General features: G+C 70.7%; 14 protein-coding genes. 9 read left to right on the top strand and 5 right to left on the bottom strand.

Annotation, left to right across the window (positions count from 1 at the left end):
* Positions 1-407 precede the first annotated feature (407 nt).
* Entirely contained in the window at positions 408-584 is a 177-nt protein-coding gene (locus tag ACWEGE_RS44290; protein ID WP_449666518.1) for a hypothetical protein, read from the top strand.
* Positions 585-902: 318 nt separating this feature from the next.
* Positions 903-1,508: a response regulator transcription factor gene (locus ACWEGE_RS44285; RefSeq protein WP_449666517.1), complete on the top strand. Its 606-nt coding sequence runs from the start codon at positions 903-905 to the stop codon at positions 1,506-1,508.
* Positions 1,509-1,538: 30 nt separating this feature from the next.
* Here the strand turns inward: ACWEGE_RS44285 and ACWEGE_RS44280 are convergent, their stop codons facing one another.
* Both ACWEGE_RS44280 and ACWEGE_RS44275 read right to left on the bottom strand, forming a co-directional pair.
* Entirely contained in the window at positions 1,539-3,908 is a 2,370-nt protein-coding gene (locus ACWEGE_RS44280) for a sensor histidine kinase (protein ID WP_449666516.1), read from the bottom strand.
* Between the two features lie 159 nt (positions 3,909-4,067).
* A complete protein-coding gene (locus ACWEGE_RS44275; RefSeq protein ID WP_449666515.1) occupies positions 4,068-4,568 on the bottom strand; it encodes a DUF899 family protein in 501 nt (166 codons plus the stop codon).
* Positions 4,569-4,711: 143 nt separating this feature from the next.
* Here ACWEGE_RS44275 and ACWEGE_RS44270 point away from each other — a divergent pair, with 143 nt between their 5' ends.
* The gene (locus tag ACWEGE_RS44270; protein ID WP_449666514.1) at positions 4,712-5,332 is read left to right on the top strand and encodes an L-threonylcarbamoyladenylate synthase; all 621 of its coding nucleotides are present in this window, start codon (positions 4,712-4,714) and stop codon (positions 5,330-5,332) included.
* An 18-nt stretch (positions 5,333-5,350) separates the two neighbouring features.
* Here the strand turns inward: ACWEGE_RS44270 and ACWEGE_RS44265 are convergent, their stop codons facing one another.
* On the bottom strand, positions 5,351-6,016 hold the full coding sequence (locus ACWEGE_RS44265) for a maleylpyruvate isomerase family mycothiol-dependent enzyme (RefSeq protein ID WP_449666513.1): 666 nt from the start codon (positions 6,014-6,016) through the stop codon (positions 5,351-5,353).
* Between the two features lie 145 nt (positions 6,017-6,161).
* Between ACWEGE_RS44265 and ACWEGE_RS44260 the strand changes: the two genes are divergently transcribed.
* Both ACWEGE_RS44260 and ACWEGE_RS44255 read left to right on the top strand, forming a co-directional pair.
* On the top strand, positions 6,162-6,545 hold the full coding sequence (locus ACWEGE_RS44260) for a YciI family protein (protein ID WP_449666512.1): 384 nt from the start codon (positions 6,162-6,164) through the stop codon (positions 6,543-6,545).
* Positions 6,542-7,786, top strand: coding sequence for an RNA polymerase sigma factor (locus tag ACWEGE_RS44255; protein WP_449666511.1), 1,245 nt, complete (start codon positions 6,542-6,544; stop codon positions 7,784-7,786). The genes ACWEGE_RS44260 and ACWEGE_RS44255 overlap by 4 nt, the downstream gene beginning before the upstream one ends.
* Positions 7,787-7,866: 80 nt before the next feature.
* Here the strand turns inward: ACWEGE_RS44255 and ACWEGE_RS44250 are convergent, their stop codons facing one another.
* Complete coding sequence (locus ACWEGE_RS44250) at positions 7,867-8,565, bottom strand: winged helix-turn-helix transcriptional regulator (protein WP_449666510.1); 699 nt, start codon at positions 8,563-8,565, stop codon at positions 7,867-7,869.
* A gap of 69 nt (positions 8,566-8,634) precedes the next feature.
* Entirely contained in the window at positions 8,635-9,441 is an 807-nt protein-coding gene (locus tag ACWEGE_RS44245) for an AfsR/SARP family transcriptional regulator (protein ID WP_449666509.1), read from the bottom strand.
* A 490-nt stretch (positions 9,442-9,931) separates the two neighbouring features.
* Here ACWEGE_RS44245 and ACWEGE_RS44240 point away from each other — a divergent pair, with 490 nt between their 5' ends.
* From ACWEGE_RS44240 to ACWEGE_RS44225, 4 genes are all read left to right on the top strand, one after another.
* Positions 9,932-10,837 (top strand): helix-turn-helix transcriptional regulator, encoded by a 906-nt coding sequence (locus ACWEGE_RS44240; RefSeq protein ID WP_449666508.1) that lies wholly within the window; start codon positions 9,932-9,934, stop codon positions 10,835-10,837.
* Positions 10,838-10,873: 36 nt separating this feature from the next.
* Entirely contained in the window at positions 10,874-11,869 is a 996-nt protein-coding gene (locus ACWEGE_RS44235; RefSeq protein WP_449666507.1) for a DUF1702 family protein, read from the top strand.
* Between the two features lie 119 nt (positions 11,870-11,988).
* A complete protein-coding gene (locus tag ACWEGE_RS44230) occupies positions 11,989-12,972 on the top strand; it encodes a DUF1702 family protein (RefSeq protein WP_449666506.1) in 984 nt (327 codons plus the stop codon).
* Complete coding sequence (locus ACWEGE_RS44225) at positions 12,969-14,942, top strand: CRTAC1 family protein (protein ID WP_449666505.1); 1,974 nt, start codon at positions 12,969-12,971, stop codon at positions 14,940-14,942. Before ACWEGE_RS44230 ends, ACWEGE_RS44225 begins: the two co-directional genes overlap by 4 nt.

The following is a 14,942-nucleotide window of genomic DNA, read 5'->3' as shown; positions in this document are numbered from 1 at the left end:
AAGACGCCCGGGGCGGTGGAATTGATTTCGGCTAAAACTGTAGGTCTGTTGCCGTCTACTTCTTAAGTGCTCTGTGCACCGGTGCGCATGGATTTCACCGATGGTCGACATGCGTTTTGCACATGCGGGTTTGGTCCCCTGCGGCGAGGGGTACCTGACCCGTGACGAACGCACATCGGCTAGGCCGATGATTGCGGGGAGCGCCCGCGCGACCGCGGATGGTGACGAAATCCCCGCCTTTCGACATGCTTTCGACGGCTTGTTAGGCCATTCGGCGTCTTTTTCGAAACCGCACGGAGCATGTGTAAACCACAGCGCCCCGATGAGGTGGACACTGGCCGTTTTCGTGTCCCTGGGCGACGATTTGTGTCACAAGAAGCGTTAATCTTCGCCACTGGGGAGCACAAATGTCGGAGCAGGTTTCTGTGAACGTTCGCGCCCTTTTTTCCGAGATGGGCATCGACTTCGGAAAGACTGCCGACGAGCTGGTGATCGAGCGGTTCGAGCTGTGGGACAACGGCGCCGGCCTCGGTCGCCCGGTGCGTCCCACGGTCTGCCGGTTCGAGGAGCTCGAAGCGGCTTGATGGACGTTTTCGCTGTTCTGATCCTTGCGAGCCGGCCACCGCCGACGCCTGACCGGCGTCGGCGGTGGCCGGCTCGTCGCGTGTGGAGGGTGCCCGGCCGGGGGTGAGTGGAAAATTTCCCACCTTGGGCAAGCGGAGGGTAAATTGCTTGTCACGGTTGGTAGTCGCGCGAGCGCGAAACGAAGTCCCTAACGTGGCCATGACCCGCGCATGTGCATTTCGCGGCCGGGGTGCCCGAGAGGTGCCCGAATGGTGCAACCGATTCGTTGAACAGAATGTTTAACTGGGCTTCTGGGGAATCGTGAAGCGGAGGCACCCGTGATCAGAGTGCTGGTTGCCGAGGACATGCACATCGTGCGGGGGGCGCTGGTCGCCCTGCTCCGGCTGGAACCCGACATCGAGGTGGTCGCGGAGGTCGCCTCGGGCCTCGACATCGTGCCCGCGGCCCGGGCGCAACGCGCCCAGGTGGCGATCATCGACATCGACCTGCCGGGCAAGGACGGCCTCACCGCGGCCGGTGAGCTGCACGAACAGCTGCCGGAGTGCCGCACGGTCATCCTCACCAGCCTGGGCAGGCCGGGCACGCTGCGGCGCGCGCTGGACGCCAAGGTGAGCGGGTTCCTGCTCAAGGACGCGCCACCCGACAAGCTGGCCAACGCCGTCCGCGGGGTGCTCGCCGGCCGCCGGATGGTCGACGGCGACCTGGCGCTGGCCGCCTGGGACTCCGTCGACTGCCCGCTCACCAGCCGCGAGCTGGACGTGCTGCGGATGACCGCGCAGGGCTACGGGACGGTGGAAGTGGCGGCGCGGCTGTACCTGTCGGCGGGAACGGTTCGCAACTACCTCACCACCGTCGTCGCGAAGCTCAACGCCCGCAACCGGGTGGACGCGATCCGCATCGCCGAGGAGTCCGGCTGGTTGTGACGGCGGTGCCGGTGGTCCAGACCGGGTGGTTCAGACCGGAACGACGGCGCGCAGCCGGAACCGGCCGTCCGGTTCGACCCCGGCGGTGAGTTCGCCGCCCAGATCGGCCACCCGGTGCGAAAGGTTGCCGATCCCGCTGCCGGGAGAGGTGTCGCGCGGCCGGGGCACGGTGGGCTCGGGGTCCCGCGGCGCGGGCTCCCCGCGCTGCGGTGGGGCGGTCCGCTCGACGCCGTCGTTGACGATGTCGAGGGCCACCCCCTGGTCCGTCCGGTGCATCGCGATCTCGCAGCTCTCCACCCTGCTGTGCCGCAGCACGTTCGTGACGCCTTCGCGCAGGACGACGGCCAGCACGGTGCGCACCGCCGCGGGCAGGTCGTCGGAGAGCATCTCCATCCGCACCCGGACGTCGGCGGCCGCCAGCACGGACTTCGCCGTGCGGGACTCGCTGTCGAGCGACAGCTCGCGGTAGCCGCTGGCCACCGAGCGGACGTCGGAAAGCGCCTGCCTGGTCAGGCCGAGTACCTCCCGCAGCTCCTCGGCGGCGCGGTCGCGGTCCAGTGGCAGCACCCGCGCGGTCAGCTCGCTCTTCAGCGCGATCGCGGACAGGCTCATGCCGAGCAGGTCGTGCAGGTCGCGGGCGAAGCGCAGGCGCTCCTCGGCGAGGGCCATCCCGGCCAGCCGGCGCCGGGTGTTGTCGAGCTCGGTGACCAGCCGGACCAGCCACAGCAGGCCGAACACGGCCAGCCCGGTCATCACCGTGGCGGCGGTGTAGAAGATCGTGGCCGTGATGTCCGCGCCCGACAGCCGCTGGATCTCGGCGTAGGCGGCGATGTTGAGCGCGAAGAACAGCCAGCCCGCCACCGGCGGCAGCACCAGCAGGGCGCTGCCGATCAGCAGCCCGGGCAGGCTGACCCAGCTCGGGCCGAGCGGCAGCAGCGGCAGGTAGACCAGGCAGACCTGCACGAACAGCATGCCGTAGCTCTGCGCCGACCGGAGGTTGGCCCCCGGCCGGTTGAAGTACGAGAACTGCAGGACCAGCAGGGCCAGCACCGAACCGACGACCAGCGTCACCTCCCACGGCCGGGTGGTCAGCTGGAGGAGGTGGACCGTGGCCCCGCAGCCCAGCAGGGTCATCACGACCGGCAGGAGCCGGCGGATCCGCTTCGAGTCGGTTTCCGACTGCCGCTCGGCCTCGCGCGCGGCCGGGCTGCCCATCGGCTCGGGCACGGGGAGCTCGACGCGCAGCCGGAACCGGCCGTCCGCGCCGGTCTTCGCGGTCGCCGTGCCGCCGAGGGCGGTGAGCTCGGCGGGCAGCGCCGTCAGCGTGTTGTCCGGGGTGAGCGCCGGGTCGCCCGCCGTCACGCCGTCGTTGATGATCTCGAGGCTGACCGTGCCGTCGTGCTGCCGGATGTCGATCTCGCAGTGCTCGACGTCGCTGTAGCGCAGGACGTTCGTGACGCCTTCCCGCAGCACCTTCGCCAGCAGCGTGCGGGCCTGCACCGGCAGGTCGCCCTGGTCGAGGTGGATCCGGACGGCGATGTCGGACGCCGACAGCAGCGATTCCGCCGTCCGCGACTCCTTCTCGAGCGACAGCTCGCGGTAGCCGTGGGACACCGCGCGGACGTCGGACAGCGTGCGCTGGGCGGTGGCGGTGATCTCGGCGAGCTCGGCCTTGGCCCGGTCGGCGGACCGGCGCATCAGGCGGTGCGCGAGCTCGCCCTTGAGCGCGATCGCGGACAGGCTGAGCCCGAGCAGGTCGTGCAGGTCGCGGGCGAAGGCCAGCCGCTGCTCGGCGACCGCGCGCTGGGCCAGCTCGGAGCGGGCCTCGTGGAGTTCGTGGACCATCCGCGCGAGCCGCGCGAGCAGGTAGAAGACCAGGCTGTAGAAGCCCATCGCGATGACGCCGCCGTAGAGGGTGTTCAGCAGCGACATCCCGTAGAACCGGTAGACACCGACGACGCTGAGGCAGACCGCGCCGAACGCGGGCCAGGCGTAGCGGGCGGGCAGCACGAGCAGGACGGCACCGCCGACGAAGTCCGGCATGTCGGCCCAGAGGATGCCGAAGGTCGGCAGCGGGACGTAGGCCAGGAGGACCATCACGCCGAGCAGCACCCGGCTGGTGGTCGAGTCGAGCCGGGCGGACGGGCGGCTGAACCACAGAAGCTGGATGGCCAGCAGCGCGGCGACGGCGCCGATCGCGTAGCCGGCGTGGAAGACGTCGACCGACGGTGGCAGCAGGTTGACGACGCCGGTCACGCCGAAGCCGGCGATGACCACGACGATGATGGCCGAGGCCAGGTAGGTGGCCAGCCGTGGGCGCCGGTCCGCGGCGGTCGTGCCACGGGGTTCGGCGGTCGCTGAACGCTCGGTGGTGGGCTCGAGTGTGGCGGCCGGAGACATCGGTTGCGGACCCTCCGGGATCTGCGCGACGACGGGGGTGCCCGCCGGGGGGACCACGACGCTGTGTACGTCCTGTCAGTCGATCCTAACTCAGAGGAGCTCGCAAGAACCGGTGCGAAAGCTCCGGAACGGATCTTGCCGCCGCCGCGGACCGCGGCCTCAGGCGGAGGGGAACCCGCCGAGGTGGGCGAGCAGGCTCAGGAAGTCCGGCAGCGGCACGGCGACCGATCCGGTGTGCAGCAGGAAACCGTCGGTCAGCCGGAAGAAGCTCAGCCCGGACTCGTCGTCCTGCTCGCCGCCGCCTCCGGCGCCGGGCACGTGCCGGGTCGCCGGGAAGTCGCCGGTGAACGCCGTGCCCGCGGCCGAGAACGCGGCCACGTCCCACCCGAGGTGCCGCCGGTACTGCTCCACCTTGGCGTAGGGCGCGCGGGAGACGAGCACCAGCCGCAGGCCGGGGTCGCCCACGGCGGCGGCGACCTCGGCGGTCGGGACCACGTCCGACGGCCCGCTGTGGTCGGCCATCGGGTGGTGCACGGCCAGCCGCTGGTGGCCGCCGAACAGCCCGGCCAGCGAAACGCGGCCCCGCGGGCCCTCGAACAGGTACTTCGCCCCGGCGACGGCTCGGGGGCGGTCCAGCTCCGGCACGGTCAGCTCCGTCATGACTCGTCCTCCCTGGCTGCGGTTCCCACCGAAGTGTGGGCCTCCCGCCCGCGGCGGGCCCAGCGTTCGCCGCGGGAACGGCAAGCTGGGAGACGCGCGGGCCGTCGTGCCGCGGGCCGGCGCGGACCCTAGGCTCTGCGGTCATGGCACGCTATTTCGACCTGCACCCGGAGAACCCCCAGAAGCGGGCGCTCGGCCAGGTCGTCGAGATCCTCAAGGACGACGGGTTGATCGCCTACCCGACCGACTCGTGCTTCGCGCTCGGGTGCCGTCCGGGCAACCGCGACGGCCTCGACCGGATCCGCGCGATCCGCAAACTGGACCACCGGCACCACTTCACGCTCGTGTGCCAGGACTTCGCCCAGCTCGGGCAGTTCGTGCACATCGACAACGCGGTGTTCCGCGCGATCAAGGCGACGACGCCGGGCAGCTACACGTTCATCCTGCCCGCCACCAAGGAGGTGCCGCGGCGGCTGATGCACGAGAAGAAGAAGACGGTCGGCGTGCGCATCCCCGACCACCGCGTCACCCAGGCGCTGCTGGCCGAGCTCGGCGAGCCGCTGCTGTCGAGCACCCTCCTGCTGCCCGGTGAAGGCGAACCGATGACGCAGGGCTGGGAGATCAAGGAAGAGCTGGACAACCAGCTGGAAGCGGTGCTCGACTCCGGGGACTGCGGCGTCGAGCCGACGACCGTGGTCGACTTCTCCTCCGGGGAGGCGGAGATCGTGCGCGTCGGCGCCGGTGACCCTGCGCCGTTCGAGTGACCCCCGCTGGTGGAGCGATCAGCGCTCCAGCAGCTCCAGCCACTCGGCGACGTGCCCGCCGCTGAACGTCAGCGCCAAGTCTTCGGCGAACCGGCGGCCGGTCACCAGCAGGCAGAAGTCCTCGGCCGGGCCGCTGACCCGGTCGGCGACGTCGGACGGCCCGAACTCCCACCGCGTGCCCGAGGGGGCCACCAGCTCGAACCGGAACGGCCCGGACGGCGGTGCCTGCTGGTGCCGCCGGTAGACCTGGTCCCTGGTCCGGACGCCGTAGTAGGCGACGTGCCCGATGGCGTCGTCGCGCCGCGGCCGGACGCCGAGCGCGTCGGCGATGTCCTGGCCGCAGGCGAACAGCTCGGTCAGCGCGGCCGCGGCGAGCACCGACGGCCGCAGCGGCCCGTCGCTCCACGGCAACAGGGGCTCGGCGGGCGCCGCGGCGAGCAGGGCGTTGGCCTTCCGCTGCTCGATCAGCCAGGTCAGGATCGCCTCGTCGAGCGAGTCGTAGGAGATCTGCGGGGTCACCCCGAACCCGGCCGGGTTCTCGGCGCTGAGCCGGACCAGCCGCGCGGTGGACGTCAGCCGGGCGAAGTGCGCCGTGACGTCGGGGGCGGCTCCGTACCCGTGGCGTTCGGCCAGCTCGGCCAGTGCCTCGGTCTCGGTCTGCAGGTCCGTGAACACGTCGGCCATCGCCGCCAACCTCCTGGTCCGGGTAACCGGGCTTGCCCGGATCCAGGCTGGCAGGCGGCCCCGCGGCGGCTCCACTCCGCGCTTGCGGCGCATCGGCTATGTTCTTGCCACGGACGAGGCGAGGGCAGCCGAAGGGAGCCCGGACGTGAAGTACCTGCTGGCGATGTACCTGAACCCCGAGGTGATGGCGAACCTGTCCGAGGAGGACATGGACGGCATCATGACCGGGCACCAGGACTTCATCAGGACGATCCGGGAAACCGGCGAGATGATCAGCACGCAGGCGCTCGGCGCGGTCGCCGAGAGCTCCGTCGTGCGGGTGCGCTCGGGCCTGCCCGCGGTCACCGACGGGCCGTTCCTGGAGTCGAAGGAGTTCCTCGCCGGCTACTACCTCGTGGAGTGCGCGAGCAAGGAGCGCGCCGTCGAGCTCGCGGCGATGATCCCGGACGCCGCCATCGAAGGCCTCGGCATCGAGGTCCGCGAGGTCGTCTTCTTCGCCGACGCCGAAACCGAAGTCCCCATGGCGTGACCGCGGTCGCCGAGGTGCTGCGGCCGCTCGTGCCGCAGGTGCTGGGCGTGCTGGTCCGCCGGTACGGCCAGTTCGACGCGTGCGAGGACGCGGTCCAGGAGGCGCTGCTCGCGGCGAGCGAGCAGTGGCCGGCCGACGGCGTCCCGGAGAACCCGCGCAGCTGGCTGATCACGGTCGCGACCCGGCGGCTCACCGACCACTGGCGCAGCGAGAGCGCGCGGCGGCGGCGCGAGGAGTCGGTCGCCGTGCGGGAGCCGGCGGCCGTCGTCGCCGGTCCCGGCGAGGAGCAGCCGCCGGACACCGACGACACGCTGTCGCTGCTGTTCCTCTGCTGTCACCCCGCGGTTTCGCCGCCTTCGCAGGTGGCGCTGACGCTGCGCGCGGTGGGCGGCCTGACCACGGCGCAGATCGCGAGCGCCTTCCTGGTGCCCGAGGCGACCATGACGCGGCGCATCACCCGCGCGAAGGAGAGCATCGCGGCGGCGGGGTCGACCTTCAGCGAGCCCTCGCCGGACGACTTGCCGGAGCGCCTGCGCGTCGTCCTGCAGGTGCTGTACCTGATCTTCAACGAGGGGTACACGGCGACGTCGGGGGAGAACCTGCTGCGCGACGAGCTGGCCACGGAGGCGATCCGGCTGACCCGCGCGGTGCACGCGCTGATGCCCGGCGAGGGCGAGGTCGCGGGCCTGCTCGCGCTGATGCTCCTGACCCACGCCCGCCGGGCGGCGCGCACCGGCCCGGACGGCGAGCTGGTCCCGCTGCCGGAGCAGGACCGCGGCCGGTGGGACGCGGAGCTGATCGCCGAAGGCGAAGCGCTGGTGCGGGCGACGCTGGGCCGCGCGGCCCTCGGCCCGTACCAGGTCCAGGCGGCGATCGCCGCGTTGCACGACACGGCGCCGAGCACCGAGCAGACGGACTGGCCGCAGGTGGTCGAGCTGTACCAGGTCCTGCAGGCGCTGATGCCGAGCCCGGTCATCACGATCAACCAGGCGGTGGCGGTGGCGCAGGCGGCGGGACCGGCGCAGGCCCTCGAGCTGCTGGACACCGTCGACGCCAAGCTGGACGTGAGCCTGCGCCTGGACGCGGTCCGCGCGCACCTGCTCGAGCTGGCGGGCGACCTGCCGGGGGCGCGGGAGCACTACCTGCGGGCGGCGGAGCGCACGGCGAGCCTGCCGGAGCGGCGGTACCTGATGAAGCGGGCGGGCAACATCCCGAACGGCGGGGACCCGGCGCGGAAGTGAGCGGTCTGCCGCGGCTGGTCGTGAGTGGCAAGGCGGGTTAGAACCCTCCTCACCACTCACGACCCCCGGCGGCGCAACCGTCAGCGGACCACGATGCCCGACGGGGGCTCCGGGGCCGCCGGGACGTGGAACAGGCGGCCGAACAGCTCCAGGTCGGCCACCTCGCCCTCGATCGACAGCTTGCCCGCGCGGATGGCCTCCGCGGCCGGGACCTGGCCGCTCATCACGTCCAGCAGCGCCGCGCCGCTCGCGGCCTTGATCACCAGGTCCGCGCCGGCGAACCGGCCCTCGCCGACCTTGACCACGCCGTCCTCGACCAGCGCGTGGACGATCATGCGGTCGCCGTAGCGGATCTCGTAGTTGATCTGGACGCCCTCGGCGACGTCCGCGTGGAACGTCGTGTACAGCGAGAGGATCGCCGAGTCGAGGGTGAACACGTCGTCCGGGCCCGGCTGGTGCAGCGAGCGGGCGCCCCACAGCCCGAGGTCGAGCAGGATGTGGTCGAGCTCGCTGCCGTACTGGGTCAGCTCGTAGACCAGGCCCGCGTCGAGCTCCGCGCGGACGCGGCGGCGGAGCACGCCGGTGGCCTCCAGCTCGTTGAGCCGCGCGGACAGGATGGACGGCGGGATCTTGGGCAGGCCGGCCTGCAGTTCGTCGTAGCGCTTCGGGCCGAGCACCAGGTCGCGGACGATCAGCAGCGACCAGCGCTCGCCGACGATCTCGAGCGCACGGGCGAGACCGCAGAACTGACCGTAGGCGCGGGTGTTGGGAGCGGGCATCGAACGTTCCTCACTTCTTTCTCGGGCGATGCGACAGTTCGGCCGGAGCCGGGGAAGCGGTGGCACGGGTCAGCGGTGGTCACCTTCGGAGATCAGCTCCCGGTGCAGCAGCTGCAGGTCGTCACAGGGTTCGACGCCCAGTTCGCCGGCCAGCCGCGAGCGGAGCCTGCGGTAGACGGCCATGGCGTCGGACCGCCGTCCGCTGCGGCCCAGCACGCGCATCAGCTGGCCGTGCAGCGCCTCGTCGAGCGGGCTGCTGGTGGCCAGCGACCGCAGCTCGCCGATCAGCTCGCGGTGCCTGCCGCTGGTGATCTCCGCTTCGATGCGCAGGTGCAGCACGCTGCGCCGCTGCTCGAGCAGTTCGGTGCGGTAGGCGGACAGGATCGGTCCACAGTAGACGTTGGCCAGCGGCGGCCCGGACCAGAGGTCCAGCGCCGCGCGGTAGGCGTCGGCGGCCGCGGCGTGGTCGCCGTTGTCCTGGTGCTCGTGGCCGAGCTGCTGCAGCCGGATGAACCGGTAGGTGTCCACTTGGGACGGATCGATGTAGAAGGTGTAGCCGGACTGCTTGGTGGCCAGCATCTTCTCGCCGTCGGCGGCCAGCGCGTTCTGGTCGATGCACCGGCGGAGGTGGTAGACGTAGGTGTGCAGGGTGGTGCGCACCGTCCGGGGCGGGTTGTCCGACCACAGCTCCCGGATCAGGGTGTCGATGTGTACCATCTTGCCCGGGCGCATCACGAGCACGGCGAGCAGCTGGAGGACCTTCGGCGTGGTCGGGGCGTAGTCGACGCCGTCACGCAGAACTTCCAACGGACCCAGTACGGTGAAGCGCACCCCGCCGTCGTCCGGCTCGTCGGTTCGCCGCTGTTCGGAGTACATGGTAGGCCTCCAGCATCATCAATGCGTCCTCGCGCTCCCCAGTTCGTGCCGCGCGGGTCGGTGGACGGCCGAACTCCGGGCTCCTATCCGAATGTGACAGAGTGCCGTCCCGGCGGCCAGTGAACCGCCCACCAGACTCGACGTGCGTTTGCCCCGTGCCGGCATGCGTTCCGCAGGTTCACGCCGTGCGCCGTGCACGGTGGGCCATCCGGCCCAACCTGCGCAAGGTCCGCTCGAGGGCGTCGCTGGAACGGACCAAGGGCGGCTTCCGCCGGACCGCCGCCGATCAAGCCCGCGGGTGTCGGGCACGCGCCGTCCGTGCGTTCCACACGGACAGTCCCGGGTGGAACGTCCGCACCGGACGGGTACCGCACGGACAACCGGCCGGACCGGCGCGGATTCCTCGATCGCTCGTCAATCGATCTGCAAGGCACGGCGTCTTCCCTGGCAGCAGGAGAACTGCCATCGGGGAAAATCGAGGATTGGGCTGATGATGTTGCGCTCTGTTGCAGCTGTCGGGAACGACAGCGAGTTCGGCGAGCCGCCCCGCGGACCGGCGCTCGAGCGAGTGGAGAAGTCGGTCCGTCCCGCGGTGCTGCAAGCGATCTCTTCCATCCAGGAGCGGTACTTCGAGCCGATCACGCTCGCGGCGCTGGCGTCGGAGGTGTTCGTCAGCCGGTTCCACTTCTCCCGGATGTTCGCCGAGGCGACCGGGGTGACCCCCGGCCGCTTCCTCACCGCCGTGCGCCTGTTCGAGGCGAAGAGGCTGCTGCTGACGACGTCGCTGAACGTCTCCGACATCGTGTGCAGCGTCGGCTACAGCAGCGTCGGCACCTTCACGAGCCGGTTCTCGCGTGCGGTCGGCATGACGCCGACGCAGTACCGGGAGCCGCAGGTCGCCGAGCTGCTCGTGGCGATCTCGCCGACCTTCCAGCGGCTCCCGCCGCTGCGGACGCTGCGCGCGGCCGGCCGCAGCTGCGCCTCGCTGCAGACCGGCACCGGCGTGCTGTCGCTGCAGCTGGACATGCCCCACGGCTCGGCGCCCGCCGACACCCTGGTCGGGCTGTTCGCCGACCCGGTGCCCCAGTGCGGCCCGGTCGCCTTCGGCGGCATGGCGAACATGACCTCGGGCGAGCTGGCCATCCACGGCGTGCCCGCCGGCCGGTGGACCGCGATCGCGGTGGCGCAGCACCGCCCCGGCGTCGCCGGGCCGCAGTTCTCGATCGGCTACTCGGCCGTCCAGGTGTCGCCGTACGGCCAGTCGACCGGCCGGATCGGCCTGCGTGCCCCGGCGCCCACCGACGCGCCGATCGCGATCACGCTGGCGTCGAAGCAGTCGCCCTTCACCCAGCGGATGCTCGCCGCCCAGCGGCCGCACCTGCGCGCCGTCGCCTGATCCCGCCCACGCGTTGTCACAGTAAGGATCACCACGATGTCGACCGTCATCGGAGTCCTCCGCAAGCGGTTCCTCGCTCCTTCGCTCGCCTCGGTCGGGTTCGCCGAACGCGGCTTCCCGGTCACCCACACCGATGCGACGGCCCGGCTGGAGGCGGTGCCGCAGGCGGTGGTGTGCGGGTTCGAATGGGCCATCGAAGGCGCATCGCTTTGGGAGATCGAGCGCCGGCTGGCGCTGATCGAGCCGGAGCAGCGCGGGTTCGCCTACGAGGGCGCCACAATGGGCTACACGATCCTCGACGCCATGCCCGGCGGTGGCCGGGACCGCACGCGCGAGCTGCTCGAAGGGCCGGGCCGCCCGCACATCTTCCTCACCTACATCGGGATCGGCTTCGCCATGGCGCGGCTGCCGCGTCCACTGTGGAAGAACATCCTGCCCGAGCTGACCGGGGTGGCCTACCACCCGGTGATGAGCTGGCTCGCCGTCGACGGCTACGGCTTCGACCGCGCCTACTTCGACACGGACAAGTGGGTCGGCGAACAGGCCGACCCGGTGCCCTACCCCTGGGCGGGCCGTCCGGAGTACTTCGGCCGCGCCTTCGACCAGGGGGTCGGCCGCGCGCTGTGGTTCATCAACGGCGGCAACCCCGAGGCCGCGGCGGCCGCGGTCGGGAAGTTCCCCGAGCACCGGCGGGCGGACCTGTGGAGCGGGGTGGGGCTCGCGGCGACCTTCGCCGGCGGCAGCGACCAGCCCGGCCTCGGCAAGCTGCGCCGGCTGGCCGGGGAGTACTACGACGAACTCGCGCTGGGCGTGATCTTCGCGGTGAAGGCCCGCACCTACTCCTCCTACGTCCCGGCCCACACCCACCTCGCGGCCGGTGTGCTCACCGACCTGTCGGTGCAGGGCGCGCAGAACCTCGCGGACCGCACCGAGCGGGCCGACGGCGAGGACGGGCCGGACCCGGCCTACGAACTGTGGCGCCAGCGGATCCGGGACGAATTCGCCCCCACCGCCCGGCGCCAGGCGGGCTGAGACCGATTCCGCATTCGCGCGCCGATCTGCACGCAAACGTGGAGTAGAGCGCTGACCAGCGAATCTGTGACCGTATAAGGGAAGATCCGGACCATCCGACCCGTAAGGGGGAGAGTGCGTTGGGCAATGGTTGGCGTGCGCTCAGACGCCGTATCCTGACACCAGATGTCTCGGAGACTACGCTGGAGAAGCGGGGTTTCCACCGGAAGAGCCCAGCCGCTCAAGAACGGCTCGAGACGGTCGGCGAGAAATTCCTCCTCGGGTACGCGCACGCGGTCGAAGCGCGTTCGGTCGAGCAAGCCGAAGAATGGCTCGAAGAGATCCCGACGCAATTCCGCGGGTTCGCCTACGAAGGCGCGGGAATGGGCTACGGCGTGCTCGACGGGCTGCCGTTCGGCAAGAGCACGAACGTCGCCGACTTCCTGGCCGGCCCCGGCGAGAAGCACGACTACATCATCTACGTCGGGGTCGGCTGGGCCATGTGCCGGCTCCCGCGGTTCGCCTGGCCGAAGGCCTCGGCCTTCGACCCGCTGCTGCGCTGGCTGGTCCTGGACGGGTACGGGTTCCACCAGGCGTACTTCAAGACCGACTCCTACATCAAGCAGCAGTACCAGGAGCCGGGCTTCTCCTGGCCCGACCGGCGCTACGACGGCTACGCGCTGCGGGCCATCGACCAGGGCATCGGCCGCGCGCTGTGGTTCATCTGCGGCACCGACGTCGAACTGGTCGCCAAGACGATCGAAGAGTTCCCCGAGTCCCGCCACGGCGACCTGTACGCCGGGGTGGGGCTGGCCTCGACCTACGCGTGCGGCGTCACCGCCGACGAGCTGGCGGAGCTGGTCGACCGCGCCGGGATCCACCACGGGCAGCTGGCGCAGGGCAGCGCCTTCGCCTCCGAGTGCCGGGTGCGCTCGGGCCTGATGATCCCGGAGACCGAGATGGCGGCCCGCGCGATCTGCGGCATGTCCGCCGAACGCGCCGCGGCCATCACCCAAGAGGTCCGGCCGGCCGTCGTCGTCGACGGTGACGACGTCCCGGCGTTCGAAACCTGGCGGCAGCGGATCGCCGAAGAAGTGCTGACCCACGGAGGGAAGAACAAATGACCGCGACCTTCGGCTGGCTGCGCAGGCAGCTGGCGGGCATCGTGGCGCTGGCGCTGATCCTCGGCCTGTTCCTGGTCGCGCGCCTGCCCAGTGTCTCGGCCGCCGAGCAGGACACGATGGCGGACAAGTTCCACTTCACCCCGATGACGATCGCGCTGCCCGCGGCGACGAAGTCGCAGTCGATCCGGACGGTGAACAAGGAGTACGAGAAGATCGCGGCCTGGATCTCCTCGGTCGGTGCCGCGATCGCCATCAACGACATCAGCGGCAGCGGCAAGCCCAACGACCTCTGCCTCGTCGACCCGCGCAGCGACCAGGTCGTCGTCACGCCGACGCCGGACTCGGGCCCGCGCTACGCCCCCTTCGCGCTCGACCCGGCGCCGGCCCTGCCGACGTGGGACTACATGGCCCCGATGGGCTGCGTCCCCGGTGACTACAACGAAGACGGCCGGACCGACATCCTGGCCTACTACTGGGGCCGCACCCCGGTCCTGTTCCTGCAGAAGGCCACCGCCACCAAGTTCGACGCCTCGGCGTTCCAGCCGACCGAGCTGGTGGCGGGCAACCACCGCGGCGCCGACGGCAAGTACAGCGGCCCGCTGTGGAACACCGACTCCGTGACCATCGGCGACTTCGACGGCGACGGGCACGTCGACGTCTTCGTCGGGAACTACTTCCCGGACAGCAAGGTCCTGGACCCGACCGCCGACGGCGGCATCACGCTGAACCAGTCGATGTCGCACGCGGTGAACTCGGGCGAAAAGTACATCTACCGCTGGACCGGGGCCACCTCCGGGGCGGACCCGAGCGCCAAGTACGTCGACGCCTCCCAGGGCATCCCGGAGAGCGCGCGCTTCGGCTGGACGCTGGCCTCCAGTGCCACCGACATCGACGGCGACAACCTGCCGGAGCTCTACATCGCCAACGACTTCGGCCACGACCACCTGCTGTACAACAAGTCGACGCCGGGCAAGATCGAGCTCGCCGAGGTCGCCGGCGTCCGCGGGATCGACGACCCGAAGTCGAAGGTGCTGGGCCACGACTCCTTCAAGGGCATGGGCGTCGACTTCGGCGACCTGAACCACGACGGCCTCTACGACATGTTCGTCAGCAACATCACGACGTCGTGGGGCATCGAGGAGTCGAACTTCCAGTTCATGAACAAGGCCAAGGACACCGCGGACCTGACCAAGCAGCTGAAGGACGGCGTCGCGCCGTTCCACGACGACAGCGCCGAGCACGGCACGGCGTGGTCCGGCTGGGGCTGGGACGTCAAGATCCAGGACTTCAACAACAGCGGCGAGAACCAGATCGCGCAGGCGACCGGGTTCGTCAAGGGCCAGGTCAACCGCTGGCCGAACCTCCAGGAGATCGCCACCGCGCACGACGGCCTGCTGTCCAACCCGCTGTGGTGGCCGAACGCCAAGGCCGGTGACGACATCGGTGGCGACCAGACGCTGCACTTCTTCGTGAAGAGCGCCGACGGCCGGTACGCCGACCTCGCGCCGAAGCTCGGCCTGGCGGTGCCGGTGCCCACCCGTGGCATCGCGGTCGGTGACACCGACGGCGACGGCCTGCCCGAGTTCGCCGTGGCGCGGCAGTGGGAGCAGCCGATCTTCTACCACAACGACAGCCCGAACCCCGGCAAGTACCTGCAGCTGAAGCTGAGCACCGACGCCCCGGTGGCGCCCGGCCCGCTGCCCGCGGCCGGCACGCCCGCGATCGGCGCCCAGGTCACCGTGACGACCTCGGACGGCAAGAAGTACCTCGGCCGGGTCGACGGCAGCAGCGGTGAGGCCGGACGGCGCAGCTTCGACGTCCAGATCGGCCTCGGGCACGACGTCAAGGGCCCGCTCGACGTGCACCTGCAGTGGCGCGACCGGGACGGGCAGCTGCGGACGCAGAACCTGAAGCTCGAACCCGGTTGCCACATGTACCAGCTCGGCTCCACGGCGAAGGAAGCGATGTGA

The organism is Amycolatopsis sp. NPDC004747, from assembly GCF_053601335.1.
The sequence above is the reverse complement of the archived record's forward strand: the minus strand, read 5'-3'. Positions and strand labels throughout refer to the sequence as shown.